This is a genomic window from Geomonas anaerohicana (assembly GCF_016458305.1).
Classification (GTDB): Bacteria; Desulfobacterota; Desulfuromonadia; order Geobacterales; family Geobacteraceae; genus Geomonas; species Geomonas anaerohicana.
Genome location: NZ_JAEMHL010000004.1, coordinates 149,459 through 175,451, shown reverse-complemented (window position 1 = coordinate 175,451; position 25,993 = coordinate 149,459). Strand labels below are relative to the sequence as shown.

18 protein-coding genes and 1 riboswitch are annotated in these 25,993 nt (G+C 62.6%); of the genes, 3 read left to right on the top strand and 15 right to left on the bottom strand.

The genetic code is table 11. The features are described 5' to 3' along the window. Nucleotides 1–37: 37 nt before the first annotated feature. From JFN91_RS09885 to JFN91_RS09875, 3 genes are all read right to left on the bottom strand, one after another. The gene (locus JFN91_RS09885; RefSeq protein ID WP_199389045.1) at nucleotides 38–1,822 is read right to left on the bottom strand and encodes a putative bifunctional diguanylate cyclase/phosphodiesterase; all 1,785 of its coding nucleotides are present in this window, start codon (nucleotides 1,820–1,822) and stop codon (nucleotides 38–40) included. Nucleotides 1,823–2,012: 190 nt separating this feature from the next. Further along, a riboswitch (cyclic di-GMP riboswitch) is annotated at nucleotides 2,013–2,088 on the bottom strand. Between the two features lie 185 nt (nucleotides 2,089–2,273). Beyond that, nucleotides 2,274–4,277 carry a PAS domain-containing sensor histidine kinase gene (locus JFN91_RS09880; RefSeq protein ID WP_199389044.1) on the bottom strand — a complete coding sequence of 668 codons (2,004 nt, stop codon included), beginning with the start codon at nucleotides 4,275–4,277 and terminating at the stop codon, nucleotides 2,274–2,276. Between the two features lie 39 nt (nucleotides 4,278–4,316). Beyond that, nucleotides 4,317–4,808 carry a tetratricopeptide repeat protein gene (locus JFN91_RS09875; protein ID WP_199389043.1) on the bottom strand — a complete coding sequence of 164 codons (492 nt, stop codon included), beginning with the start codon at nucleotides 4,806–4,808 and terminating at the stop codon, nucleotides 4,317–4,319. A 705-nt stretch (nucleotides 4,809–5,513) separates the two neighbouring features. On the opposite strand from JFN91_RS09875, the gene JFN91_RS09870 reads away from it, so the two are divergent. After that, nucleotides 5,514–7,010, top strand: coding sequence for a sigma-54-dependent transcriptional regulator (locus JFN91_RS09870; protein ID WP_199389042.1), 1,497 nt, complete (start codon nucleotides 5,514–5,516; stop codon nucleotides 7,008–7,010). A gap of 115 nt (nucleotides 7,011–7,125) precedes the next feature. On the opposite strand, the gene JFN91_RS09865 is transcribed toward JFN91_RS09870, so the two are convergent. Together JFN91_RS09865 and JFN91_RS09860 are read right to left on the bottom strand one after the other, a co-directional pair. Continuing rightward, complete coding sequence (locus JFN91_RS09865; RefSeq protein WP_199389041.1) at nucleotides 7,126–8,094, bottom strand: peptidylprolyl isomerase; 969 nt, start codon at nucleotides 8,092–8,094, stop codon at nucleotides 7,126–7,128. Nucleotides 8,095–8,449: 355 nt separating this feature from the next. Further along, nucleotides 8,450–8,866: a hypothetical protein gene (locus JFN91_RS09860; RefSeq protein ID WP_199389040.1), complete on the bottom strand. Its 417-nt coding sequence runs from the start codon at nucleotides 8,864–8,866 to the stop codon at nucleotides 8,450–8,452. Nucleotides 8,867–9,052: 186 nt separating this feature from the next. On the opposite strand from JFN91_RS09860, the gene JFN91_RS09855 reads away from it, so the two are divergent. After that, complete coding sequence (locus JFN91_RS09855; RefSeq protein WP_183347731.1) at nucleotides 9,053–9,217, top strand: hypothetical protein; 165 nt, start codon at nucleotides 9,053–9,055, stop codon at nucleotides 9,215–9,217. Nucleotides 9,218–9,352: 135 nt separating this feature from the next. Next, nucleotides 9,353–10,327, top strand: a complete 975-nt coding sequence (locus JFN91_RS09850) for a CHAD domain-containing protein (RefSeq protein ID WP_199389039.1) — start codon at nucleotides 9,353–9,355, stop codon at nucleotides 10,325–10,327. On the opposite strand, the gene JFN91_RS09845 is transcribed toward JFN91_RS09850, so the two are convergent. From JFN91_RS09845 to JFN91_RS09800, 10 genes are all read right to left on the bottom strand, one after another. Then, nucleotides 10,272–11,207, bottom strand: coding sequence for a M28 family peptidase (locus JFN91_RS09845; protein WP_199389038.1), 936 nt, complete (start codon nucleotides 11,205–11,207; stop codon nucleotides 10,272–10,274). The genes JFN91_RS09850 and JFN91_RS09845 overlap by 56 nt on opposite strands. Continuing rightward, nucleotides 11,204–11,788 (bottom strand): DUF4124 domain-containing protein, encoded by a 585-nt coding sequence (locus tag JFN91_RS09840; protein ID WP_199389037.1) that lies wholly within the window; start codon nucleotides 11,786–11,788, stop codon nucleotides 11,204–11,206. The genes JFN91_RS09845 and JFN91_RS09840 overlap by 4 nt, the downstream gene beginning before the upstream one ends. Before the next feature lie 262 nt (nucleotides 11,789–12,050). Next, a complete protein-coding gene (gene nifJ, locus JFN91_RS09835) occupies nucleotides 12,051–15,635 on the bottom strand; it encodes a pyruvate:ferredoxin (flavodoxin) oxidoreductase (protein ID WP_199389036.1) in 3,585 nt (1,194 codons plus the stop codon). A 50-nt stretch (nucleotides 15,636–15,685) separates the two neighbouring features. Further along, entirely contained in the window at nucleotides 15,686–15,847 is a 162-nt protein-coding gene (locus JFN91_RS09830; protein ID WP_199389035.1) for a DUF6290 family protein, read from the bottom strand. A 41-nt stretch (nucleotides 15,848–15,888) separates the two neighbouring features. Next, a complete protein-coding gene (gene sucD, locus JFN91_RS09825) occupies nucleotides 15,889–16,761 on the bottom strand; it encodes a succinate--CoA ligase subunit alpha (RefSeq protein WP_199389034.1) in 873 nt (290 codons plus the stop codon). Nucleotides 16,762–16,771: 10 nt separating this feature from the next. Further along, nucleotides 16,772–17,941 (bottom strand): ADP-forming succinate--CoA ligase subunit beta, encoded by a 1,170-nt coding sequence (gene sucC / locus JFN91_RS09820; protein ID WP_199389033.1) that lies wholly within the window; start codon nucleotides 17,939–17,941, stop codon nucleotides 16,772–16,774. 497 nt (nucleotides 17,942–18,438) lie between these two features. Further along, nucleotides 18,439–20,688 (bottom strand): NADP-dependent malic enzyme, encoded by a 2,250-nt coding sequence (locus JFN91_RS09815; RefSeq protein ID WP_199389032.1) that lies wholly within the window; start codon nucleotides 20,686–20,688, stop codon nucleotides 18,439–18,441. A 215-nt stretch (nucleotides 20,689–20,903) separates the two neighbouring features. Next, complete coding sequence (locus JFN91_RS09810) at nucleotides 20,904–22,217, bottom strand: dicarboxylate/amino acid:cation symporter (RefSeq protein WP_199389031.1); 1,314 nt, start codon at nucleotides 22,215–22,217, stop codon at nucleotides 20,904–20,906. 399 nt (nucleotides 22,218–22,616) lie between these two features. After that, nucleotides 22,617–24,023, bottom strand: coding sequence for a sigma-54-dependent transcriptional regulator (locus tag JFN91_RS09805; protein ID WP_199389030.1), 1,407 nt, complete (start codon nucleotides 24,021–24,023; stop codon nucleotides 22,617–22,619). Beyond that, nucleotides 24,020–25,831: a transporter substrate-binding domain-containing protein gene (locus tag JFN91_RS09800; protein WP_199389029.1), complete on the bottom strand. Its 1,812-nt coding sequence runs from the start codon at nucleotides 25,829–25,831 to the stop codon at nucleotides 24,020–24,022. The genes JFN91_RS09805 and JFN91_RS09800 overlap by 4 nt, the downstream gene beginning before the upstream one ends. Between the last annotated feature and the right edge of the window lie 162 nt (nucleotides 25,832–25,993).

The window sequence follows — 25,993 nt, the reverse complement described above, 5'->3', positions numbered from 1 at the left end:
TCAAGGGAGGGGGAGAGTTGAACGTGTGGAGATGAGGTCAGCCTGCGACACTCAACGGTTTCGATGCATCGTCCGGCGCGGCGAAGCGCTTGACGTAGCCGGTGAAGTCTTCCCCGGGCATGGGGGGGGCGAAGTAGAAGCCCTGCGCCTCGTCGCAGCCCCGTTCCACCAGGAAGTCGAGCTGGGCGTCCCCCTCGACCCCCTCCGCGATCACCTTGAGCTTGAGGCTGTGCGCCATGGAGATGATGGCCTCGGCGATGGCCGCGTCGTCGCTGTCGGTGACCAGTTCGGCGATGAAGGAGCGATCGATCTTAATGGCGTCAATGGGGAAGTGTTTCAGGTAGTTGAGCGAAGAGTAGCCGGTGCCGAAGTCGTCGATGCTGAGTCGCACCCCCATGTTCTTCAGCGCCTGCAGCGCGTGGATGTTCTTCTCGGCGCGCTCCATGATGACACTCTCGGTGAACTCTAGCTCGAGGGAACTGGGGCGGACCCCGGTCTCCTCGATGACGCAGGCCATGGTCTCCAGGAAATCGGGCTGCCGGAACTGACGCCCGGAGATGTTGACTGCGACCTTGAGCCCCGGGAAGAAGGCGTCCCACTGCACCGCGTGCAGGCAGGCCTCCCTCAGCACCAGGTCTCCCAGGTCGAAGATGAAGCCGCAGGACTCGGCGATGGGGATGAACTCGTCGGGGCCCACCAGGCCGAACTCGGCGCTGTGCCAGCGCAAAAGCGCCTCCGCGCCGGTCAGCCGCAGGGTCTTCAGGTCCCACTGGGGCTGGAAGTACAGGTAGAACTCGCCCCGCGCCAGCCCCTGGCGCATGCCGTTCTCCAGCGCCACGCGGCGCATGTTGACCTGGTTCATCTCCTGGGAGAAGAACTGGTAGCTTGCCTTACCCTCGCTCTTGGCCTGGTACAGGGCGGCGTCGGCACTGCGCAAGAGGCTTTCCACGTCTCGGCCGTCCTCGGGAAACAGGGCGATGCCGATACTGGTGCTGCCGTAGATCTCCTCGCCGTCGATGCGGAAGGGCTCCGCGAAGAGGGCCTGCAGCCTGGCGGCGGTTGCCGCCACCCCCTCGTCCCCGGTGACGGGATTGATCACGATGACGAACTCGTCCCCGCCAAGCCGCGCCAGGGTGTTCGATTCGCACAGACATCCCGCCAGGCGCGTCGCCACTTGCTGCAGGAATTTGTCCCCCACCTCGTGTCCACGCGAGCTGTTCAGGTCCTTGAAGTTGTCCAGGTCGAGAAAGAGCAGGGCCAACTCGCGCCGCTCGCGCTGGGCGAGGGCGAGGGCCTGGTGCAGACGGTCCATGAGCAGCGTCCGGTTGGGGAGTTTGGTGACGCTGTCGTAGTAGGCGAGGGTCTCGAGCTGCTGCTCGCAAAGCTTTTTCTGGGTCATGTCCTCGCAGGCGGTCAGCATGCCCAGGTAGTCGCCGCCGGCGTTTCTGATCGGGAGTGAGGTGAGCTGGACCGGGAAGATCTTGCCGTCCTTGCGCGCGTTCAGCCCCTCGCGTTTCCACAGTCCCGCGGTCCGTTGGTTGATGCGCCGCCCGGGGCCGTTCCCCTCGGGTGCCAGGACGCGCACCGGCCTGCCCACCAGCTCGCCGCAGGCGTAGCCGTGCATCTCCGCCTCGGCCTGGTTCACGTAGACGATTTTGCCTTCCCTGTCGCTGATGGTGATCCCCGCGGCGATGGGAAGCAGGTCGATGGCTTCCTTCAGCATCGCCAGACGCTCCTCGTCCTGCTGCAGCTGGTTGAGCAACTGCAGCGGTCCGGAAGCCAACTGCAAACACCGTGGTGGATCGTTAGCCGCATCATGCATGGGGGTCTCTCCTGCCGCCGCCGGGTACGGGCGGGGCATTACTGTCTGGATTGACAAAAAGGCGATGGGAAGGGAGAAGATGTGGCCGATCCCGCCGGCAGCCGGCAGGGGGCAAACTTGGAGAGACATCATTAGAAGCGGGCATAAAAAAACGGGTTGCCGGTATCTTAGCTGGACCTGTGCTAGATATTTCGGCAACCCGGCTGTCTCAGGGAGACCCTTGGGCTTTCCGTCCCACCCTCGCGGATGGTTTAGTATTATCGTTTATCTTTTTCCGGTGCTGTCCGTTCTGCGCGCTTCGGGCCAGGCAAACCGCCCCTTCCCGATGTCTCCGGCAGCAGCTTGCTGCCCTTGTCACCGCGTAGAAGGTTTAACCAGATGGGGAGGGAAATGTCAAATGAAATCAACCTCAGCTGGGGGCGGGCCAGGACGGGCGCCGCCCCTGCCGAAGTCAGGAACCCTGGTAGGTGCCCCCTTTCTGCTGCCGAACCGGGACGATGACCGTCACCTCGGTCCCTTTGCCCACCGTGGAGCGCACGTCGATATCGCCACCGTGGCGCTTGACGATGCCGTAGCATACGGTAAGGCCCAGCCCCGGCCCCTTCCCTGCCGGCTTGGTGGTGAAGAAGGGATCGAAGATCTTGGCCAGGTTCTGGGGCGGGATGCCGCAGCCGTTGTCCCGGATCACCACCGAGACCTGCAACGGCTCCCCGTACTTCTTCACCAGACCGGTGCTGATGTCGATCCGGCCGCCGTTGGGGAGGGCGCTTTTGGCGTTTTGCAGCAGGTTCACGTAGACCTCCAGCAGCTTGACGAAGTCCCCCTCGATGCGGGGCACCTCCGGGTCCAGCTGCAGCTTGACCTTGACCTTCTGCTCCTCGAAGGGGCCCGCCATGATCTCCAGGGTGTCCTTGAGCACCTCGTTGATGTCCATGTCGCTGAAATTGCAGCGTGCCTGGGTGGTGAAGCGGACCAGGTCCTCGACGATCTTCTGGCAGCGCACCGCGGCGCTCTCGATGCTCTCCAGGACGTCGATCCCTTCCATCAGCTCAGGGTCTATGGGGTGCGCCAGCGCGTTGCTGCGCAGCATCTGGATGGCCCCCAGGATCCCCGCCAGCGGGTTGTTCAACTCATGAGCCGCACCCGCAATCACTTCGCCCAGGGTTGCCATCTTCTCCGACTGGATCAGTTTGGCCTGGGCCTCCTTGAGGTGCCGGGTCTTCTCCTCCACCATCTTCTCCAGCCGGGCATTGAGCTCCCGGCGCTGTTCCTCCACCTGCTTTCTTTCGGTGATGTCACGGATGATGACCTGGATCGCCTCTTGCCCCTGGAACACGATCCCGGTCGACACCGCCTCCACGTCTATTACGGTGCCGTCTTTCTGCACGATCTTTTGTTCGCGCATCGGCGACGGCTCTCCCGTAGCCTGAATATGCTGAATGCGCTCCACCACCATGGCGTGGTAGTCGGGATGAACGAAGTTGAAGATTGACTGCCCCACCACGTCCTCGGGGCGCTCCACACCGAGCAGCTGGCAGGCTTGCTTGTTGACGCACACGTAGCGCCCGCCGCTTTGCACCAGGATCGCCTCCGGCGCGTTCTCGAATAGTTTGCGGTAGCGGTCCTCGCTCTGCGTCAGTTCGGCTTCCATCTGCTTGCGCTCGGTGATGTCGCGGAAGACCCCCCTGGTGCTGACCTGCCCGTCGCTGGTGTTGCAGTTTATGCTCCCCTCGAGGATGATGCTGCGCCCGTCCTTCGCTACGAACTCCACCTCGACCCGTGGGATCTTGGCACCGCTCTTCAGCTGGTCGAACATGGTGGCGCAGTGGCTCTGGCAGCAGGGCTTGATCACGTCGAAGATGTTCATCGAGGCGAGGTCCTGATCGGAGTACCCCAAAGTCCTCTTCCAGGCGTTGTTCACGTAGATGAAGTTCCCCTTGGCATCGACGCTCTGGATCAGGTCGTTGGCATTCTCCAGGATGTCGCGGTAACGCTCCTCGCTCATCCTCAACTCCTCTTCGGCCCGTTTCCTGTCGCTGATGTCCAGAAAGCTTTCGATAAGGTGGTCGCGCCCGTACAGTTTCACCCGCGCCACCGTTTTCACGATGGTGATGGCGTCGCCGCTCGGTCTGAGCAGTTGCCGTTCCGCGTTGTCGATGCGCTGTCCCTCGTCGGTGATGGGGCAGTGCCCGCTTTCCTCCGGGCAGATGAAGCAGTGACAGACCGAGCCGACCACCGCGTCCTTCCCTGCGCCGATCATCTCGATCGCCTTGGGGTTGGCATCGACGATGGTGTGGGACTCGGCGTCGATGATGACGATGCCGACCTGGACGGTATCGAAGACGGCGCTCAGCCGCTTGCGGCTCTCCTCGAGTTCGCCGGCGACGTGGCTGAAATCGAAGCAAGGGGGGGAGGATTCCGCCGGCGGGTTTTGAGGTTCGAAAATGTTAGGCATGGTGACTCCTGGAAACTTTCTTCTTGGCCGGCCGCTGGGTTACGGGTTCGCGGCCAACTCTTTCAGCATCTTCTTGGCCTCACGGTTGCCCTGGGCCGCCGCCCGGCGAAACCAGACCTCGGCCTTCTCCTGGTCGGGAGCCGGCACCGCGAGCCCCTGCAGGTACATCATACCCAGGTCGTATTGTGCACTGTCATAGCCGGCATCGGCCGCATGCTGCAAAAGTTCAAAGGCCTTTTTGAAGTCCTGGGGCACCACCTCGCCCCTGATATAGATAAAGGCGAGATTCCACTGTCCCGGCGCATATCCCTGTCGCGCCGATTTCTCGTACCACTTGAGCCCCTCCTGCTTGTCCAGCGGGACCCCAACGCCGGAGGAGAACATCACCCCCAGTTTCATCTGGGCTTCGGGGTTGCCCTGCTCCGCCAGTTTTTTTATCTCCTTCAGATCCGTGCCGTCGTAACCGTACACCTGCCCGGCGCCGATGACGACCGCCACGGAGACCCACAACAACAGCTGCCTTAATTTCATGACAATTCCTTTCATGTTAAATTCGTTTTTCCTTATGCATATTACTTGCCAGATCGTGCGATGCTGGCTGCACTGCGGCACAGAGCGGGGGGGCGGCGGTCGGACCGGGGGGAGTTATCGCCAGCGTGCCGGAGCCTCGGCACGCATCCTGCTAGCTTTACTTGCGCCGATGGCACATTGGCCGGTGGGAAACACGGAAACGAACTGCCTCCGTCTCTTGAAGCCGCACCGGCAGCGCGTCAAGACACCGAAAGTTGGTCATTTGCCCCATGGGCTTGTCGACAGAGCTACCGATGCCGGAAAGGCGCAGGTCGGGGGCTGGGGTCGCGTCCTATGCGATAAACTGTTGGAAACGCCCCACCCCGCTGCGCCAAATCACGCAGGTGGGAGAAAAAAGTAACGCCCCCTCGCAAAATTAGCGGATGCAGCCGCAGCCGCCGAAGTAGTGGGGCAGATGCCGCAAAAGTGGGTGATATCACCCACAACACTGGGTGAGGATTCCCGTGAGAGCAGCACTGCATTGGGCCAGGCTATCGCAACCGGCGTTACATTCGGAAAAAACAATACACAAATTATTAAATGCATGATAAAGTTCAGCCGCCTGCTGACCGGCACGGGGAGCCTCCCCGTAACTTGGCCGACACCGGCCTCAGCCTATCGAGAATGTGCGGAGTCCCGCAGCAGGTCCAGGAAGGAACGTTCACCATGAGTAAAAACAGGATCTTGGTCGTCGACGACGAAAAGCTGATCTCCTGGTCCCTTGCCGCCAGCCTTAAAAAGGACGGTTACGAGGTGGACACGGCGGCGTCCGGTGCAGAGGCCATTCAGAAATTCGAAAGCTTCAAGCCGGACCTGGTCATGCTGGACATTTGCCTTCCCGACACCAGCGGCCTCGAACTCTTGAAGCGCTTCAAGGCCGCCAACGACGACCTCTACGTCATCATGATCACCGCTTACGCCAACGCCGACTCCGCCGTGCAGGCGCTGCAGGACGGCGCAGAGGACTACTTCGGCAAGCCGTTCAACCTCGAGGCGGTCAAGCACGTGGTGGAGCGGGCCTTCGAGAAACGGCGGCTCAAGAAGGAGGTCGACTACTTCAGGAACGAGCTGCGCAGGAAGTCGGACCACGAGAAGATGGTGGGCAACAGCCACAAGATGATCGAGGTCTTCAAGATGATCAAGATCTGCGCCGATGCCGATGCCAAGACGGTGCTGATCACCGGCGAGAGCGGGACCGGCAAAGAGTTGGTCGCCAAGGCGATCCACTACCACAGCGCCCGGGCCGACGCCCCCTTCATCGAGGTCAACTGCGCCTCCATCCCCGAAAACCTGCTGGAAAACGAGCTCTTCGGCCACGAAAAAGGGGCCTACACGGATGCTTCCCGGCGCCAGAAGGGGGTCTTCGAACTGGCGGAGGGGGGGTCGGTGTTCCTGGACGAGATCGGCGACATGCCCTACCAGATGCAGGCCAAGATCCTCAAGGCGACCGAGACCAAGCGTTTCCGCAGGCTCGGGGGGCAGGAAGACGTCGAAGCCAACGTGCGTATCATCACCGCGACCCACCAGGACCTTCCCAGGATGGTCAAGGAAGGGAAATTCCGCGGCGACCTCTTTTTCAGGCTCAACGTGATGAACATCTGCCTGCCGAGGCTCAGGGACCGCAAGGAGGACATCGAGTCGCTGGTGCAGTACTTCATCGAGACCCTGAACGAGGAGTACGGCAGAAGCGTGACCCATGCGGCGCCGGAGACCCTGGAATACCTGAACAGGTACGACTGGCCCGGCAACGTCCGCGAACTGCGCAACTGCGTGGAGCGCCTCATGATGCTGGAACAGGGCAAGGTGCTGACCCCGGAATTCCTGAGTCCCGAGATCAAACAGAGCAAGGTCGCCCCGCTGGACCCCGATGCCTCGGGGGTGATAAGCACCGACTTCGCCGGCGAGCATATCGTGCTCCCTTCTACCGGCATCTCGTTGGAAGAACTGGAAAAGATGCTGATTCAGCTGGCGTTGAAGAAGTCCGGGGGGAACCAGTCCAAGGCCGCCAAGTTCCTGAAGACGAGCCGGGATACCCTGCGCTACCGGATGAAGAAGTTCGGCCTTTCCGACTCGGGCAAGGAGGGGGAGCCCGACGGATACGAGGCGCCGGTTGTCGGCAGCAGCGCCTCCCAGCCTTCCGCCGACAGCCTGAGGTGGGCCTGACCACACCCCGCTAGCAACCCGGGATCCCGGATCCTGCAGCGCCGCCCCGGCTGCGGAAAAATAAACGGCCCGGAGGGAAATCCCCCCGGGCCGTACTGCGTCAGGTGACCTGCGCTTACACCTTCTCGATCTTCGCCTTGTGGCGCAGCTCGGTCAGGAAAGCCGCCACCGCCTTGCGCGTCTGCTCCATCTTCAGGTACTGCACGATCTGAAACTTCACTGCTTCGAAGCTGTCAGTGGAGGGAGCGATGCGCTCCTGCAGCTTGATGATGTGGTAGCCGAACTCCGTCTCCACCACCTTGCTTATCTCCCCGGGTTTGAGGGCAAAGGCCGCCTTCTCGAAGGGAGGAGTCATCTGGCCCTTCCCGAAAATGCCCAATTCTCCCCCCTTGGTGCGGCTGGGGCAGGTCGACTCGGCCTTGGCCACCGCGGCGAAATCCTCACCCTTTTGCACCCTTTTCAGCAGCGCCTCCGCCTTGGCACGGGCCTTGTTCTTCTCCTCGACGCTCCCCTTTTGGTCCACGCTCACCAGGATGTGGCTCGCCTGCAGGCGCTCACCCTTCTGGAACAGCTTGGCCTTGTTGTCGTCGTAGAACTTCCTGGCCTCCTGCTCCGAGCAGGTGGCCTTGGCCGAGAACTGCTTGTCCACGAAGTAGTTGACCACGATCTCTTTGCGCATCGACTCCCGTACCTCGGCCTCGGTCATCCCGGTTGCCTTCAGCGCTTTTTCGTACTCCTCCTTGCTGGGGAAGGCGGCGCGGTTTTTCTGGTATTGCTGGTCGACCAGCTGGTCCAGGTTCTTTATCGCCAGCTTCTTCCCCTCCTGGTACAGAAGCTCCGCCGAGGTGAGCTGATCGAGGGCGGCGTCGGCGGCCTTCTTCATCTGTTCCGGCGGCAGGGTCTGGTTGACCCGGTTTTGCGCCAGCAGGGTTTTCACGGCGCGGTCAAGTTCCGGCTTGGTGATGGTGGTTCCGTTCACTTTGGCGACGGGGGCGCCGGTCGGCCCCTGCTCCGAGCACCCCGGGAGCGCGCACAGGGCCAGGACAGCCACTGCGGCCGGGATCCAATTCTTCAATGCAGACATGGAAATCTCCTTTAATAAAATAATGATGCAATGCATTAATGGGCAGCATTGTTACAGCAAGAGCCGTACCCGCATGCGATATAGGCGAAGCCTCAAGGTGCCGGACGCCAACGCATTGAGTTTTACTTGCGGTAATTATTGAGAGTTGCAACCTTTTCGCTGCTATGATCGCTACGGAGACGGCGCTGGGACAGATGGGCCGTCACCCAACGCGGCAAGCGGGTGGGGCATTTGACCCACCCGCCTTGGGAAAGCGGTGCGGCTTCTCTCGACAACACCCCGGGGGACCGGGTGACGCGGCGAAAAAAAAGGCCGCGCCTTTCGGTGCGGCCCTAAAGTTTCCCTTTCCAAATAGTTAATATCCGCCGCCGCCAGTGCCGCCGCCAGTCCCGGAACCGCCAGAGCCACCGCTGGTGCCGCCGCCGGTGCCACCGCCAATACCACCGCCGGTTCCGCCCATGCCGCCGGTGCCGCTAGGGCCTCCCAAGGCCGGGGTGCCGTAGTTAGGCTGGGTGCCGGTGACGCCGGTGCCCGTGCTTCTCCTGGTGTGCTTCCTGGTCTTCTTGCTGCTTTTCTTTCTTTTCTTCTTGGTTTTTGTCTTGGGCTTGGCCGTTTCGGCGCTCCCCTGGTCGCTCTGGGCGCCGGTCGACATGCCGGTCCCCTGGCCGCCGGAGTAACCCGAGTCGGTTCCGGTGGTGTCTGCCGCCCAGACCATTCCAGCGAAAGATACTGCTACCAGCGCGGCTACGATGGTGGACAATACTTTTTTCATGGCGCTTCCTCCCAAGTTTGATAAACAACCGACACACTATAGCACGTCATTAATTTTTACCAATCATAACCCTGATTTTTTTCTCCTTGCGGTAGCGGCGGTTTTTCACCCTCAGCCGCTTGACATATTAATGCACTATAGTTATAAACATCTAATCCAAAATCGACACCAAAGGAGAGCGGCACGTTGAAAAAGATGAAACCCTTTGACCTGGCCCACGAGCAGTACCAACTACTGATGGCAAAGTTCCAGACCACGAAGGACCTGCGGGAAAAGAATATCCTGTTCAGAAGACTCACCAACCTCCTCGCAGTCATGGAATTCCTCATCTCCATCCACAAGCCTCACTGACGGCGTTAGATCCAGGGGGCGCAGCCTGCGCTCCCTGGCACGAAAGTATGCGCACGTTTACTGCCTTGCCTTATTACCAGCAGTGCTATCCTTGATTGAGTTCATGCTATAATGCTGTCAGTCCTGGTGAAGGCTATGAGTATCCCCGCCGAACGCACTTCTTCTCCGCAACTTCACACGGCACGCCTGTGGTTTGCCTCTTCGCACCTCCTTGCCATGCTGCAGCAGGAATTCTTCGCCCATTGGCGCGGCGCGCTGCGCCGGTTCGACCTAGACGAGGTGCACGACCTGCGCGTCGCCTCCCGCCGTCTGCGCGAGGGGCTTGCCCTCTTTGCCCCCCTACTGCCGGAGAAAAAGGTGGCAAGGCTGTCACGCAGGGTGAAAAAGCTCACCATCATGCTGGGAGATTTGCGCAACGTGGACGAGGCGTTGCTGTTTTTCTCCGGGCTCGAGAGGCCGGCGAGCGGCGCTGCCCCGGCCGGCACCGATGAGTTGCTGCGAACGCTGTCCAAGGAGCGGGAGGCGGCCCAAAAGGAACTGACCCGGGCGCTGGCCCGCTTCCGGGCGGTGAGACTCGAAATGGAATTGGCGGAATTGACGGAGCAGGTCACCCCCTTCAAGCCTCGTTCGGTCGACCCCTTCATCGGGATAGGCCTGTTCGCGGCAGGGGCGCTGGAGGAACGGGTCAAGCTGGTCGAGGAACTCTTCCCGGCCGCGCTACACGAAGAAGACGCGGTGGCGCAGCACCGGCTCCGCATCGCCTTCAAGAAACTGCGCTACCGGCTGGAGATCCTGGCGCCGCTGCTTGAGGGGACTGACTCCGCCAGGTGCCTGTCCCCTTCGGAGCAACTGCGCCGGGTTCTCAAGCGCTACCAGGACCTGCTGGGCAAGCTGCACGACCTGGATGTTTTCGCGGAGATGGTGCAGGAACGAGTGGCACCGGGAACGGGTCGGGAAGAGCTGCTGCAGGTACTGGCGCAGCACCGGGCCGTCCTGTTCACAGACTTCAGGCAGGCCCACCGCGAGCAACCACTCGAGTCCCTGGTGAGCCAGATCAGCGCTGAGCTTCGCCTTCCCCACCGGCCAGACCAAGCAGGAACGCAGCTGTAGCTTCGCAGACGCGGAGCGCGAAGGAGAGGTTGAGGGTGTCGACGGTGTCGCTGGGCTGGTGGTAGTGGGGGTTGCGGAAGTTGGTGGTGTCGGTGAGCATGATGGCGGGGTAGCCGGCATCCCAGAAGGGTGCGTGGTCGGATCTGCGGGTATCGGGGAGGAGTTCGCCGTTGCCCGGCACCACCAGGGGGACCACGGGGAGAGGCACCTGGAAGCTCTCGACGGTCAGCGCAAAGCGCGTCACCAGCCCCTGCGACATCTCGTTACCGATCACGGCGAGAAAGTCGCCGTGCGGGGGCACCTGCAGAGGAACACCTGCGGGGGCGCCTTGGGGCAGCGAACTGCCCGCGAAAGCGACCGATTCCAGCACCACCACGGCTTCGATCTCCCACCCTTGTGCCGCTGCCAATGCGGCCAGGGCACGGCTGCCCCTGAGCCCGATCCCGGCTTCCTCACGGTCCGCGTTTTCCTCCAGGTTCACCCCGACGAACTGCAGCGTCAGTTCCGGCCGCCACTGCTTGAAGATCGCCGCCAGTTCCAGGAGCAGCGCGACGCCGCTTGCGTTGTCATCCGCCCCAGGCGAACCGGCCACGGTATCGAAATGGGCCAGTACCAGGAGGCGCTTTTCCGGCCGGCGCGTCCCCAGCCTGGTGGCGACGACGTTGTGGTACTGCTCCGCGCCGTCCTCAAAGCCGTGCAGGTCCACTGCGTACCCCAAGGCACGCAGCATGTCCTCCACGTAGCCGCACGCCTGCTGCAAGGCGACGGGCGCCACCACCGGATGCCGGACCCCCTCCAGAAAGGTAAGGTGCTGCACGATGCGGTCCCTGGAGACAGCAGGGAGCGCCCCGCCCTTCCCCGCTCCGGAGAGCGGTCTCATTTGATGGCCTCGAGTTCCCGCTCCAGGTGCTGCACCCGCGCCTCGTCCCCGCGCACTTCTTCGAGTTTCTTGAAATAGGCGGAACGTGCGGCACCGGACATGGAAAGGGCCCGGTTCTTGGTGACGTAGGGATTCTTCTCGTCAGTGGTCTTACCCTCGGCAAGCTCCTTCTGGAACTTCTTGGCCTCATCCACGGACGGGGTGCGCCCCTTGAGCACCATCCACCTGTGATGCAGTCTCTGCAGTTCCTGCTTTTTCCCCTGCAGACCTCCCCGGACCTGGGCCAGTTCCGCGCCGAGTCGCTCCCGCTGCACGCTCTTCGGGTCGACGGGGACTACCACGCCGCCCTTGGCTGTCGCCGCTGTCGTCGGCGCCTCCTGCTTGGGCGTACTTGCGGCGGGCTTCGCCGCAGGAGCAGAATCCACCTCCTGGGCACGCTTCAGGTACTTGTCCGGAATTCGGTCCGAATCGTCGGTGAAGTGAACGGTGCCGGCGTCGTCGCGCCACTGGTAGGTGCCGCCCAAAACAAGCGCGGGTGCGGCAACGAGAAAAAACAAGGCAGCCATCGTCGTAGGTCGCATGTGCCCTCCGGAATGCAAGATCGTGCAGTTCAAGGCTGAAGATAATATGCATGTGGCGCCGTTTGTCAATTTTCTTTTGCCGCCTCTCATCTTCCGTGACCCTGCGTCCCCTTACCCGCCGCGGCGCAGGCGCCGGTAAAGGGAAAGGGCCGGGGAAGTATCCCCGGCCCTTTCTATTGCCTAATACCGTTATTTGTCAAACTCCCCCCTCCCCTTGCGGGAGAGGGGGGGCAAAAAAGGCTTGCCGCAGCGTCGGCTGCCGCTACTGCTTCCCGTCCTCGCCGAAGCTCAGCGCGGCGAGCTTGGTGTAGTAATCGAAGCGGTCCGCGGCCCAGGCGCTCGCCTTCTGCATCAACTGCTCGGCCGCCTCGGGGTTCATCTTCCTGAGCACCTTGTAGCGGTTCTCGCCCCCCGCGTACTCCTCGAAGGTGGTGGTGGGCGCCTTGCTGTCCAGCTGCAGCGGGTTTTTCCCCTGCGCGGCCAGGGCCGGGTTGTAGCGGTACAGCGGCCAATAGCCGGAGGAGACTGCCTTTTTCTGCTCGTCCACGCCGCGGGTCATGTCGATCCCGTGCGCGATGCAGTGCGCGTAGGCGATGATCAGCGACGGTCCGTCGTGGGCCTCGGCCTCGATGAACGCCTTGACCACCTGGCCCGGGTTGGCCAGGGAAACCGCCGCCACGTAGACGTGGCCGTAGGCCATGGCCATCATGCCCAGGTCCTTCTTGGCCATGGACTTGCCGCCGGCGGCGAACTGCGCCACCGCCCCAATCGGGGTCGACTTGGAGGCCTGGCCGCCGGTGTTGGAGTAGACCTCGGTGTCGAGCACCAGGATGTTGACGTTTTTACCGGAGGCGATGACGTGGTCCAGGCCGCCGTAGCCGATGTCGTAGGCCCAGCCGTCGCCACCCACGCACCAGACCGACTTCTGCACCAGGTAATCGGCGATGGGAAGGAGCTGCGCCGCGGCCTCCTCGTCGCATCCGGCCAGGGCCTCCTTGAGCCTGGCCACCCGGACGCGCTGCGCCTCGATGGCGGCCTGCCCCGACTGGTCAGCGTCCAAAATCTCCCGCATCAGCGGCGCGATGGCGGTGCAGCTGCTGCAGCCGCACTCGACGAGCTGTTCCAGGAACTCCCGCGCCGCCTGGCTGAATTTGTCCACCGCGAGGCGCATGCCGTAGCCGAACTCGGCGTTGTCCTCGAACAGCGAGTTGGACCAGGCCGGGCCGCGCCCGTCGGCGCGCTTCGCCCACGGGGTCGTGGGGAGGTTGCCGCCGTAGATCGAGGTGCAGCCGGTGGCGTTGGCGATGAGGGCCCGATCGCCGAAGAGCTGCGACAGAAGCTTCAGGTACGGAGTCTCGCCGCAGCCGGCGCAGGCGCCGGAGTACTCGAACAGGGGGCGCACCAGCTGGCTGCCGCGCAGGGTGTCCAGCTTGACCAGTGCCGGGTCGAGGTCGGGAAGCCCCAGGAAGAAGTGGTAGTTGGCTGCCTCGGCGGCGCGCAGCGGCGGCTGGAACTGCATGTCCAGCGCCTTGTGCCCCGGGTTCTCCTTATCCTTGGCCGGGCAGTTGTGGGCGCAGGCGCCGCAGCCGGTGCAGTCCTCGGGGGCGACCTGGAAGGTGACCTTGTGCTGCTTCAACTCGGCGATCTTCGAGTCGGCGCACTTGAACCCTGCCGGTGCGCCGGCCAGTGCCTCGGCCGGGTATGCCTTGACCCGGATGGCTGCGTGCGGACAGACAAAGGAGCAGATGGCGCACTGGATGCAGAGCTTTTCGTCCCAAACCGGGATGTCAACGGCGATGTTGCGCTTTTCGTACTGCGAGGTCGCGGTCGGGAAGGTGCCGTCGATGGGCATGGCGGAGACCGGGAGGTCGTCTCCGAAGCCGGCGATGATGCGGCCGGTGACCTCCTTGACGAAGTGCGGCGCGCCCGCCCCGACCGGCGGCGGCATGGTAATACCGCTTGACGCTACTGCGGGAACGGCGACCTCGTGGATGTTCAAAAGCGCCTGGTCCACGGCCGCGTTGTTCATGGCGACCACCTTCTCGCCCGCCTTGCCGTAACTCTTCTTGATGGCCCCCTTGATCTCGGCGATGGCGCTTTCGAGCGGGATGATCCCGGAGATCTTGAAGAAGGCGGTCTGCATGATCACGTTGATGCGGGCGCCCAGGCCAAGTTCCTCGGCGAGCTTGATGGCGTTGATGGTGAAGACCTTGAGCTTCTTGTCGATGATCTGCTTTTGCACCTCTACCGGCATCTTGTCCCAGACCTCGGCGTGGTCGAACGGGGAGCAGAGCAGGAAGGTGGCGCCGGGTTTCGCCTTGCCCAGCATGTCGTACTTCTCCAGGAAGGTGAAGTTGTGGCAGGCGACGAAGTCGGCGTTGTCGATCAGGTACGGTGCGTTGATCGGCTGCTTGCCGAAGCGCAGGTGCGAAGTGGTGATGGTGCCCGCCTTCTTGGAGTCGTAGACGAAGTAGGCCTGGGCGTAGTTGTCGGTTGCCTCACCAATGATCTTGATGGAGTTCTTGTTGGCCCCTACGGTGCCGTCCGAGCCCAGGCCGAAGAACATCGCCTCGTAGGTCCCTTCCATCGCGGTCCTGAAGGAGCTGTCGTAGTCGAGGCTCGCGCCGGTCACGTCGTCGTTGATGCCGACCACGAAGTTGCTCTTGGGCTGGTTCTCCTTCAGGTTGTCGAACACCGCCTTGGCCATGGCCGGTGTGAACTCCTTGGAGCCCAGGCCGTAGCGCCCGCCCACGATGACGGGGTAGCCGACGAAGTTGCTCATGCCGGCCGCCATCCCCTCACCGATGGCGGTACGGACGTCCAGGTAGAGCGGCTCGCCCAGGGCGCCCGGCTCCTTGGTGCGGTCCAGCACCGCGACGCGGCGCACGGTGGCCGGGAGCGCCTTGATGAAGGCCTCCAGCGGGAAGGGACGATACAGGTGGATTTTCACTACGCCTACCTTCTCCCCCTGCGCGTTCAGCGTCGCCACGGTCTCCTGAACCGTGTCGGCGCCCGAGCCCATGATCACGACGACCCGCTCGGCGTCCGGAGCGCCCGCGTACTCGACCACGCTGTACTTGCGCCCGGTGAGCGCTGCAAACTTCTCCATCTCCTTTTCGACGATGCCGATGGTGGCGGGATAGAAACGGTTCACCGTCTCGCGCCCCTGGAAATAGACGTCAGGGTTCTGGGCGCTGCCGCGCAGCACCGGGCGGTCCGGGGTGAGGCAGCGGGCGCGGTGCGCGTTGACCAGCTCGTTGTCGATCATGGCGCGCATGTCGTCATAGGACAGCGCCTCCACCTTCTGCACCTCATGGGAGGTACGGAAGCCGTCGAAGAAGTGCAGAAACGGTATGCGCGAGCGCAGGGTGGCCGCCTGGGCGATCAGGGCAAAGTCCATCACCTCCTGCACGTTGTTGGAACAGAGCATGGCCCAGCCGGTGGCGCGGCAGGACATCACGTCGGAATGGTCGCCGAAGATGGAAAGCGCCTGGGTGGCGATGGCACGCGCCGAGACGTGAAACACGGTCGAGGTCAGCTCGCCTGCGATCTTGTACATGTTGGGGATCATCAGCAAAAGCCCCTGGCTCGCCGTGAAGGTCGTGGTGAGCGCCCCCGCCTGCAGCGCGCCGTGCACCGCACCGGCCGCGCCCCCCTCGGATTGCAGCTCGGAGACCAGCGGCACCGTGCCCCAGATGTTCTTCTCCCCCGCCGCGCTCTTCGCGTCGGAGATCTCCCCCATCACCGAGGAAGGGGTGATCGGGTAGATCGCGATCACCTCGTTGGTAGCGTGGGCCACGTGGGCAGCCGCGGTGTTGCCGTCTATGGTTACCATTTTTCTGCTCATGCTCTCGCTCCTCTTTGCTTAAATCAGTGAATGCTGTTGCGGCGGCCGGGCTACGTCACGCTTTGCCAGGGGACTACATCCTGCAGGGCCTCCCGCATCAGGTCGGACACCTTCATGTTGACCTCTTTGGAAATCTTCTCGATGGTCTCGCGCTCCTCGCGGCTCACCCGCACCGAGAGTACGTGATAGCGTGCATTGTCTTTCTTTTTCATCGGGACCTCCGCAGCCACACCCGTGGCGCTCCTTATCTTTGTTACGGCTTGTAGACCTTGAGCAGCGCCTGTGCCATCTCGGCCGGGGTCGCCGCGACACTGATGCCGCATTCCTTCAGCACCGCCACCTTCTCGGTCGCGGTTCCCTTGCCGCCGGAGATGATGGCGCCGGCGTGTCCCATCCTCTTGCCCGGGGGAGCGGTGACCCCGGCGATGTAGGCCGCCACCGGCTTGGTCATGTTCTCCTTGACGAAGCGTGCCGCCTCCTCCTCGGCGCTGCCGCCGATCTCGCCGATCATGATCACCGCCTCGGTGTCCGGGTCCTCCTCGAACAGGCGCAGGCAATCGATGTGGCTGGTGCCGTTGACCGGGTCGCCGCCGATGCCGACGCAGGTGGACTGGCCGAGGCCGATGCAGGTCAACTGCCAGACCGCCTCGTAGGTGAGGGTGCCGGAGCGGGAAACGACGCCGATCTTGCCCGGCTTGTGGATGTAGCCGGGCATGATGCCGATCTTGCACTCGCCGGGGGTGATCACGCCGGGGCAGTTGGGGCCGACCAGCCGCGTCTTCTTGCCCACCAGGTACTGTTTCACCTTCACCATGTCGAGCACCGGGATCCCCTCGGTGATGCAGCAGACCAGTTCGACGCCCGCGTCCACCGCCTCCATGATCGAGTCGGCTGCGAACGGCGGCGGGACGTAGATGACGCTCGCCGTGACGCCGGTCGCGTGCACCGCCTCGGCGACGGTGTCCCAGACCGGGAAGCCGTCGATCACCGTCCCCCCTTTGCCCGGGGTCACCCCGCCCACCATCTGCGTGCCGTACTCGCGGGCGCCCTGCGCGTGGAACAGGCCGGTCGCGCCGGTGATCCCCTGCGTGATGACCTTGGTCTCCTTGCCTATCAATATGCTCATGGCGTCCCCCCTAGGCGGCAGCCGCGACGGCTGCCACGATTTTCTGCGCTCCGTCGGCCATGCCGTCGGCGGCTACTATGTTGAGGCCGCTTTCGGCCAGAAGCTTCTTGCCCAGCTCCACGTTGGTCCCCTCCAGGCGCACCACCAGCGGCACCTGGATGCCGACCTGGCGCGCCGCCTCGATTACCCCGGTGGCGATCACGTCGCACTTCATGATGCCGCCGAAGATGTTGACCAGGATCCCCTTCACGTTCTTGTCCGAGAGGATGATCTTGAAGGCCTCGGTGACGCGCTCGATGGTGGCCCCGCCGCCGACGTCCAGGAAGTTGGCCGGGTCGCCGCCGTAGTGCTTGATGATATCCATGGTGGCCATGGCGAGTCCGGCGCCGTTCACCAGGCAGCCGATGTTGCCGTTGAGCGAGATGTAGGAGAGGTCGTGCTGGCTTGCCTCGATCTCGTTGGGGTCCTCCTCGTCGAAGTCGCGCATGTCGCCGATCTGCAGGTGCCGGAACAGGGCGTTGTCGTCGAAGCCGAATTTAGCGTCCAGTGCGATCAGCTCGCCCTCGGCAGTAACCACCAGCGGGTTGATCTCCAGCAGCGAACAGTCACAGGCAATGAAGGTGGCATAGAGGTTGGTAAGGACCTTGACCGCCTTGTTGGTCAGCTTTCCCTTGAGCCCCAGGCTGAAGGCGATCTTGCGGCACTGGAACGGGGTGAGCCCCACCAGGGGATCGACCGCTTCGGTGACGATCTTCTCGGGGGTATTAGCCGCCACCTCCTCGATGTCCATGCCCCCTTCGGTGGAGGCCATCACGGTGACGCGGGAGGTGCCGCGGTCCACCAGCAGGCTCACGTAGAGCTCGTTGGCGATGTTGCAACCGTTCTCCACCAGTACCCGGTGCACGACTTTGCCTTCCGGCCCGGTCTGGTGCGTCCTCAGGGTCATGCCCAGCATGTCACGGGTGATCATCTGGACTTCGCTGGAACTGCGCGCCAGCTTGACGCCGCCCCCCTTGCCGCGCCCGCCGGCGTGGATCTGGGCCTTCACCACCCAGGGCCCCTCGCCCAAACGCTTGGCCCATTCCCTGGCGCTGGCGCCGTTGTAGCAGACGTGGCCGTCGGGGACCGGCACGCCGAATTTTCTCAGGATCGCCTTGGCCTGGTATTCGTGGACGTTCATTTTCCCTCCTTAAAGCCTTTGTTTTAGTGAACCCACCCAGTGCATAACATTAACCGTCTCTTGTTTTATTTTGGCTGTTTTCCGGGGGTCAACGCCGCACAACACTCATATACTCCCATGACAGAAATATGGCAAACACTTTTATAATTTTTGAGTAAAAAAATTGGTAAGACCATGATTTACACTGAATCAAGACCGGGATAACCAACAAAAACACCACCACACCTGTTCGAACGAATGTTTGAATTATCGATATTTACGCGGGGAATCAGGAAGAAGTGCGGAGATCTGACAAACAGGACCATCGCAGTAGAACGACACCGGCAACGTTATTTGGTTACATTGTAATACAGCCATATCTGGAAGTGCAGAAGCGGGCAAACAACGAAAGCCGAAAATAAAACACACCGTAAACGAAACGTAATGCGGGCACAAAAAAATCCCCCGCTCCACCTCCGCAGAGGGGGACGGGGGACTCGTTTCCGACGCATCAATACCTATGGGTTCTGGGCGTCCACAACGGCGATGGCGGCCATGTTGACGATGTCGTTGACGTCGTCGCCGCGCTGCAGCACGTGCACCGGCTTGTTCATCCCCATGAGGATGGGACCGATGGATTCGGCGCCCCCGAGCCGGCGCAGCAGTTTATAGCAGATGTTGCCGGAGTTGAGATCCGGGAAGATGAGCACGTTGGCCGGGGTCTTCAGCTTCGAGAAGGTGAAGCCGTCCAGAAGCTCCGGGACCACGGCGGTGTCCGCCTGCATCTCCCCTTCGACCACCAGGTGCGGGGCACGCTCCTTGACCAGCTCCACCGCACGCCTCACCTTGCTGGCCTGCGGGTGCTCCACGGAGCCGAAGTTGGAGAAGGAGAGCATGGCAATCCGCGGCTCCACGTCGAGCATGGCCACCTTTTCGGCGGCGAGGATCGCGGTCTCCGCCAGTTCCTCCGCGGTCGGATCTATGGTGACCGTGGTGTCGGCGAGGAAATACACCCCCTTCTTGAACACCATCATGTACAGGCCGTGCACGCTGGAAAGCCCCGCCTGCTTGCCGAGCACCTCCAGCGCCGGGCGGATGGTTTCCGGGTAATGGGTGTCGATACCACCCAGGAGCGCGTCGGCATGCCCCTTGTGTACCATCATGGTGCCGAAGTGGGTGCGGGACTTGCGGCGCATGATGCGGCTGCTCTCGGAGCTGGTGATCCCTTTTCTCTGGCGCAACCGGTACAACTCTTGGGCGTACTCCTCGGTATGCTCGCTCTCGGTCGGGTCGACGATGGGGACGTCCAGGTCGAGATTCAGGTCGTCCATCTTCTGCTGGATCTTCTTGCGGTCGCCCACCAGGATCGGCTGGGCGATCCCCTCTTCCACCAGGGTCTGGGCCGCACGCAGGATCTTTTCGTTGTCACCTTCGGGGAAGACCACCTTCTTGGGGTCGCTCTTCGCCTTGTTGATGATGCTGCGCATGATCTCCTTGGAGCGCCCCTGCGAGCACTCCAACTGCTCGATGTACTTCGCCATGTCCTCGATGGGCTGGCGCGCCACGCCGGTGTCCATGGCCGCCTGGGCGATGGCCGGCGCCACGTGCAGAAGGACGCGCGGGTCGAACGGCTTGGGGATGATGTAGTTGGGACCGAAGGTGAACTTTTCGTTACCGTAGGCCTTGGAGACGGAATCGGGCACCTCCTCGCGGGCGAGCTTCGCCAGCGCGTGCACCGCGGCGAGTTTCATCTCCTCGTTGATGGCGGTCGCGCGCACGTCCAGCGCCCCGCGGAAGATGAAGGGGAAACCGAGCACGTTGTTGACCTGATTCGGGTAATCGGAGCGGCCGGTGGCCATGATTACGTCGCCGCGCACCGCATGCGCCTCCTCCGGGGTGATCTCGGGATCCGGGTTCGCCATGGCGAAGATGATCGGGTTAGGCGCCATGGAGCGCACCATCTCCGGGGTGAAGGCCCCCTTGACGGAAAGGCCGAAGAGGATGTCGGCGCCGTTGGCCGCCTCCTCCAGGGTGCGGAACGGGGTGTCGGCGGCGAAGAGTTCCTTGTACTTGTTCATCCCTTCGGTGCGCCCCTTGTAGATGACACCCTTGGTGTCGCACATGATCATGTTGTTGGGTTTTACCCCCAGGGCGATGGCGAGCTTGGCACAGGAGTTGGCCGAGGCGCCGGCGCCGTTCACCACGATCCGGATATCCTCGATCTTCTTGCCGGTAAGCTGCAGGGCGTTCAGAAGCGCCGCCGAGCAGATGATGGCGGTGCCGTGCTGGTCGTCGTGGAAGACCGGGATGTTCATGGTCTTTTTCAGCTCTTCCTCGATGTAGAAGCACTCGGGCGCCTTGATGTCCTCCAGGTTGATGCCGCCGAAGGTCGGCTCGAGCAACTGGCACGCCTTGATGATCTCGTCCGGGTTCTCGGTGTTCAACTCGATGTCGAAAACGTCGATGTCGGCGAAACGCTTGAAGAGGACACCCTTCCCCTCCATGACCGGCTTGCCGGCCAGGGCGCCCAGGTTGCCCAGCCCCAACACCGCGGTGCCGTTGGAAACGACGGCGACCAGGTTCCCCTTGGCGGTGTACTTGTAGGCATCATCGGGATTTTGCTGAATGGCCAGGCAGGGCTCGGCGACGCCCGGCGAATAGGCAAGCGACAGGTCTGCCGCGGTCTGACACGGTTTGGTGGCGATGACTTCGATCTTCCCTTTTCTACCGTTGCAGTGGTAGTCAAGTGCTCCCAATTTCTTACTCATCTATGCAATCCTCCTCTTGCTGCCAATTTTTGGTTCAAAAAAAGAGGGCAGCAGCAACGGCGTGCTAGCCCTCTCTTCAAAAGCCCCTTGCGGGCCAAAGTGTTAGATTTCGTGGTTCGCGTCAAGCGCCGCAGAGTTCCCCCCCTCCCGTCAAGGGAGGGGGAGCAGGGACATCCGGCGGGGCAGCACAGGCGCCCCCTTACCAACTCGTGGCTTTACGCCTCTTCCGGCTCCGGCTCGAGCAGCCCCATCTCGGGCTCCTCTTCGACCTCCTGGTTGTTGAGCACGCGGTTCATGCGCTCCAGGTCGAGCTCGTTCTCCCAGCGGGAAACGACGACGGTGGCGACGCCGTTACCGACCAGGTTGGTCAGGGCGCGCGCCTCGGACATGAAGCGGTCGATACCGAGGATCAGCGCCAGGCCCGCCACCGGGATGGTGGGGATGGCTGCGAAGGTGGCGGCGAGCGTCACGAAGCCGCTGCCGGTGACGCCGGCAGCTCCCTTGGAGGTCAGCATCAGCACGCCCAGGATGGTGATGGTCTGGGTCATGGTGAGCGGGGTGTTGGTGGCCTGGGCCACGAAGATGGCGGCCATGGTCAGGTAGATGGAGGTGCCGTCCAGGTTGAAGGAGTAGCCGGTCGGGATGACCATGCCGACCACGGACTTGGTGCAGCCCAGGTTCTCGAGCTTCGCCATCATGCGCGGCAGGGCGGACTCGGAGGAGGAGGTCCCCAGTACGATCAGGAGTTCTTCCTTGATGTAAGAGATGAACTTGAAGATGTTGAAGCCGCAGATCTTGCCGATGGTGCCGAGCACCACGAAGATGAACAACAGGCAGGTGAGGTAGAAGCTCCCCATCAGCATGCCCAGCTTGGCCAGGGAGCCCAGGCCGAACTTGCCAATGGTGAAGGCCATGGCGCCGAAGGCGCCGATCGGGGCGAACTTCATGATCAGGTTGACCACCCCGAACAGGGCGTGGGAGACGTCATCGATGAACTTGTAGATCGGCTTCCCCTTCTCGCCCAGTGCGGAAAGGGCCAGGCCGAAGAAGATGGCGAAGAAGAGCACCTGGAGGATCTCACCCTTGGCGAAGGCGTCGACGACGCTGCTTGGGATGATGCTCAGGGCGAAATCGGCGAAGCTGTGCGATTTGGCCGCGGTGGCGGTGTAGGTCGCCAGCCCCTTGGTGTCCAGCTTGGTGACGTCGGCGTTCATGCCCACACCCGGCTGGATCACGTTGATCACCAAAAGGCCGATGCCCAGGGCCAGGGTGGAGACCACTTCGAAGTAGAGCAGCGCCTTGCCGCCGACGCGGCCTACCTTCTTCATGTCATCCATGCCGGCGATGCCGGTGACCACGGTACAGAAGATAACCGGGGTAATGATCATCTTGATCATCTTGATGAAGCCGTCGCCCAGGGGCTTCATGGCCGCTCCGGTGTCGGGCAGGTAGTAGCCCAGCGCGACACCGATGGATATCGCCAACAACACCTGGAAGTACAGAACCTGGTAGAACTTCTTCGTTTTCATGGTCTCTCCTTTTGAGTGGCTCGTGTGAACCTGGAATATAGATCCCGCAAAGGCATAAAGCCGATAACACTGTTTGACACTTTATATCAGCAAGACGAATACCAAAGGGCTGTATACGGATGCAAGTAACCGTTTATACGATGAAAAATAATGTTTTACGCCTGAGACATGGCGGCAAAGGTATTAACCAAAGGAAAGACCTTTGCTGTTGCAATGGGGAAAACGCCTTGGTTTCGGCATGATGGAGGACTTAACCACGGTTAAGCAATTAACCTAGGTTAAGCCCATTGCCGCTCACAGGAGCGGCATGGGCGGCCGGGATGACCTTTAAGGGAAGTATGAGGCGAAAAAAATCTGGGAGGGGTGGGAGGGGGAGAGCTGTTCCCCCCGTCACCGGTACTACTTGCGCGACATCTTGAGACGCTTGTTGAGGGCAGGCGCCGAGATGCCCAAAAGCCGCGCCGCAATGGCCTGGACACCATTGGCGCGGGTTATGGCCTCCTCCACCAGCAGTTCGGCGGCCTCGACGAAGGTGGGGAGGCGCTCGAAAGTGGCAAACGGGTTTTCATTTTTGGCAGGGACGGGTGCCGCATTGCGACTTTGCCCGATCGCCTTCAGGAAGCTCTCCATGGAAAGGATGCGTTCCTTGTGCAGGCTGACCGCGTTGTAGACCATGCCGCGCAGCTCGCGCACGTTGCCGGGGAAGCTGTAGGTGGCCAGCACCTGGGCCAGTTCCTTGGGCGGGGTCGGCTTCTTCTTCCCGAGCGACTTGGCCGCCTCGGCCAGGAAGTAGTCCAGCAGCATGGGGATGTCCCCGGGCCTCTCCCTAAGCGGCGGGATGTTGATGCGGTGGGTGCAGAGACGGTAGTAGAGGTCGCGCCGGAACTCACCGGCCGCCTCCCGGGCCGCCAGATCGCGGTGGGTTGCCACCACGATGCGCGCATTCATCCTCTTGGGACGGTCACCCCCAAGCGGAAAGTATTCGCCTTCCTGGAGCAGACGTAAGAGTTTCACCTGCGAAGCGATGCTCAGGTCGCCGATCTCGTCCAGAAACAGCGTCCCGTTGCCGGCCTGCTCTATCATGCCAGGGCGCGCCTGGTCCGCGCCGGTGTAGGCACCGCGCACGTGACCGAAGAGGGTGTCGGCAAACACGGTATCGTCCAGCCCCGCCACGTTGACGGCGACCAGCGGGCCCGAGCAGCCGCTCAGGGTGTGCACGGCGCGGGCGACCAGTTCCTTGCCCACGCCGCTCTCGCCGGTGATCAAAAGCGGCTGGTGGCTCGGGGAGACCGCCTCCACGTAGTTGAACAGGTCGTGCATGCGCGGATCGGCGGTGACGATATCGACGAAGGCCTCGGGGTGCTTCAGCTCGCGCGACAGCATCCGGTCCGACATGGTGCGGAACTCCTGCTGCAGTTCCAGGATGCGCACCGCGCGCAACACGCCCCCCACCAGGCGGTCCTCCTCGTCGGTCTTGACGATGTAGTCGAAGGCGCCCAGCTTCATGCAACGCACGGCGGTCTCCAGCTGGTTCATGCCGCTCACGATGATGGTCATGATGCCGGGGTGGCTCTCGCCGATCTGCTGCAACAGCGTCTCTCCGCACGGCTGCGGCATGGTGAGATCCAGGAGCACGAGGCCGATGCCCCCCTTGTCCAGCAGCCCCATCACTTCGCGGCTCTCCTGGCAGGTGACGATGTTGTTGATCCCGGCGCAGCTCTTCAGCGTGAGCGCGAACGACTTGAGCCAGGCGGGCTCGTCATCGACGAGCAGGATGCCGAAACCGGGGTAGAGGGTCTTTTTCATGTTGCCGAACTCCTGTCGGGGACGGGGAAGGAAAGGGTCACCGTGGTGCCCGCCCCCGGGGTGGACTGAAACTGCAGCGCCCCGCCGTGGTCCTCGATGATCCCGGCGGAAACGGAGAGGCCGAGGCCGGTGCCGCCGCTGTCGCGCTTGGTGGTGAAGAAGGGATCGAGCAGGTATGGGAGGTGCTCCTGCGCCACCCCCACCCCCTGGTCGGTTACCTGGAGCTGCACTACCCCCCGGGCCGCATCGTAGCTGGTGCCCACGAACACCCCACACTCCCGGTCGGGAAGGGCCTGGCAGGCATTGAGGACCAGGTTGACGATGACCTGCTCGATGCGCTGCCCGTTGCCCAGGATCTGCGGCAGCGAGCCATGCCAGGCGGTCTGGAAGTGGTTGGTGGAAGAGCGGATGGTCGGGTCGACGAGCCTCAGGGCCGTCCTCGCCACCGCGTCCAGGTCGACCAGCGACTTCTGCCCCATGTCCTTGCGGGCAAAATCCTTCAGATCGTTGACGATGCGCTTGATGCGCTGGGCGCCGTCCTGCATCTCGTCCAGGATGCGCGGGATCTCGTCGCGCATCTCCGAGTAGAGCACCCCGCCCAGCATGAAGTCGCCGTGCTCGCGGTAATGTTCCTCCAGGATCTCCTCCGCGTCGTCATGCACCCGCTTCAGCACCGGGATGTCCAAGAGGAGCAGGCCGTTGGGGTTGTTGATCTCGTGCGCCACGCCGGAGACCAGGGTCCCCAGCGAGGTCATCTTGTCGGCCTGGATCAGCTTGTCCTGGTGCCGTTTCAACTCCTCCAGGGCCTTGTTGCGCTCGGCAACCTCCTGGGCCAGGGCCGTGGTCCGCTCCGCCACCCGTTTGTGCAGGGTCTTGGACCAGAGGGCGATCGCCGCCAAGACGATCAGCAGGGGGGCCAGGATCATGGCGCCGTACTTGAGGGCAAGCTCCCTGGTCACCCTGGGGGGATCGTTCACACCCAGCCAGCGGTTGTAGATCTGGGCGTACTGGCCGGTCTTGATGACGATGGCAAGCCCCTCGTTGAAGCGGGCCAGGAGTTCCTTGTCGCCGCGCTGCACGGCGTAGCAGTACTGCTCGCTCACCACCGCCTTGGCGACCGGCACCAGGTTGGACAGGCGCAGCTCGCGGATCAGGTAGATGCCGGGGAGCTGGGCCACCACCGCGTAGTCCCCCTTCCCGGAGGCAAGCAGCCGGAGCGCCTCGGCCGGCGTCGGGGTGAGCACCAGGTCTTTTTCAAACCCCATCTGCTTCAGGCGTTCGTGCATGATACCGGCCTGGAATACCAGCACCTTCTTGCCGCGCAACTCTTCCAGGCTCTTGACCGGCTTGGTATCGCGCCGGGCGAAGATGGCGTGGTGCACGATGGTGTGCGGCGGCGAGAACTCGACCGTGTTCAGGCGCTGCGCCGAGTAGGAGAGCCCCTGCAGGATGTCGATGCTGCCGTTTTGCAGCCCGGCGCGCACCTCGGACCAGTTGCCGAACACGAAACGGACCTTGAGCCCCATCACCTCGGCGATGGCGCGGGTCAGGTCGACGTTGTAGCCGGCGGGGTTGCCGTCCTTGTCAACGAACTCGTAGGGGGGATAGGCACGGTCGCCGCCCACGACGACCGTGGCGGGTGTGCCCTGGTGCGCCGGCTCGGGGATAAAATCGGCACGCGCGCAAAGACACAGCGGGACCAGCAGCAGGAAAAAGATCAGGAGGGTTGTGCCGGTGAGATCCGGGGGAAGGCGGAGAAACCTTGTGCCGAACGATTGCGTTTTGCCTGTCAAGGCGCGCTGGACCACTGCTCCGTCCTTAAAGCTGGGATGCGGGCGCCCCCGGCTGCCGTCGGTAGCGGGAGGCCCATCACACTATCGCACGCTTAAAGTGCACAAGTCAATGAAGCTCATGAGAAAAGAGCGAAGAGCAAAGGGGACAGCCCCCTGCGGAGCCAGCCCCCCTTTAGG

Bases quoted from the DNA above. Each gene is read 5' to 3' on its own strand.
- JFN91_RS09885 (WP_199389045.1), bottom strand. From the start codon at position 1,822: ATGCATGATGCGGCTAACGATCCACCACGGTGTTTGCAGTTGGCTTCC.
- JFN91_RS09880 (WP_199389044.1), bottom strand. From the start codon at position 4,277: ATGCCTAACATTTTCGAACCTCAAAACCCGCCGGCGGAATCCTCCCCC.
- JFN91_RS09875 (WP_199389043.1), bottom strand. From the start codon at position 4,808: ATGAAATTAAGGCAGCTGTTGTTGTGGGTCTCCGTGGCGGTCGTCATC.
- JFN91_RS09870 (WP_199389042.1), top strand. From the start codon at position 5,514: ATGAGTAAAAACAGGATCTTGGTCGTCGACGACGAAAAGCTGATCTCC.
- JFN91_RS09865 (WP_199389041.1), bottom strand. From the start codon at position 8,094: ATGTCTGCATTGAAGAATTGGATCCCGGCCGCAGTGGCTGTCCTGGCC.
- JFN91_RS09860 (WP_199389040.1), bottom strand. From the start codon at position 8,866: ATGAAAAAAGTATTGTCCACCATCGTAGCCGCGCTGGTAGCAGTATCT.
- JFN91_RS09850 (WP_199389039.1), top strand. From the start codon at position 9,353: ATGAGTATCCCCGCCGAACGCACTTCTTCTCCGCAACTTCACACGGCA.
- JFN91_RS09845 (WP_199389038.1), bottom strand. From the start codon at position 11,207: ATGAGACCGCTCTCCGGAGCGGGGAAGGGCGGGGCGCTCCCTGCTGTC.
- JFN91_RS09840 (WP_199389037.1), bottom strand. From the start codon at position 11,788: ATGCGACCTACGACGATGGCTGCCTTGTTTTTTCTCGTTGCCGCACCC.
- nifJ (WP_199389036.1), bottom strand. From the start codon at position 15,635: ATGAGCAGAAAAATGGTAACCATAGACGGCAACACCGCGGCTGCCCAC.
- JFN91_RS09830 (WP_199389035.1), bottom strand. From the start codon at position 15,847: ATGAAAAAGAAAGACAATGCACGCTATCACGTACTCTCGGTGCGGGTG.
- sucD (WP_199389034.1), bottom strand. From the start codon at position 16,761: ATGAGCATATTGATAGGCAAGGAGACCAAGGTCATCACGCAGGGGATC.
- sucC (WP_199389033.1), bottom strand. From the start codon at position 17,941: ATGAACGTCCACGAATACCAGGCCAAGGCGATCCTGAGAAAATTCGGC.
- JFN91_RS09815 (WP_199389032.1), bottom strand. From the start codon at position 20,688: ATGAGTAAGAAATTGGGAGCACTTGACTACCACTGCAACGGTAGAAAA.
- JFN91_RS09810 (WP_199389031.1), bottom strand. From the start codon at position 22,217: ATGAAAACGAAGAAGTTCTACCAGGTTCTGTACTTCCAGGTGTTGTTG.
- JFN91_RS09805 (WP_199389030.1), bottom strand. From the start codon at position 24,023: ATGAAAAAGACCCTCTACCCCGGTTTCGGCATCCTGCTCGTCGATGAC.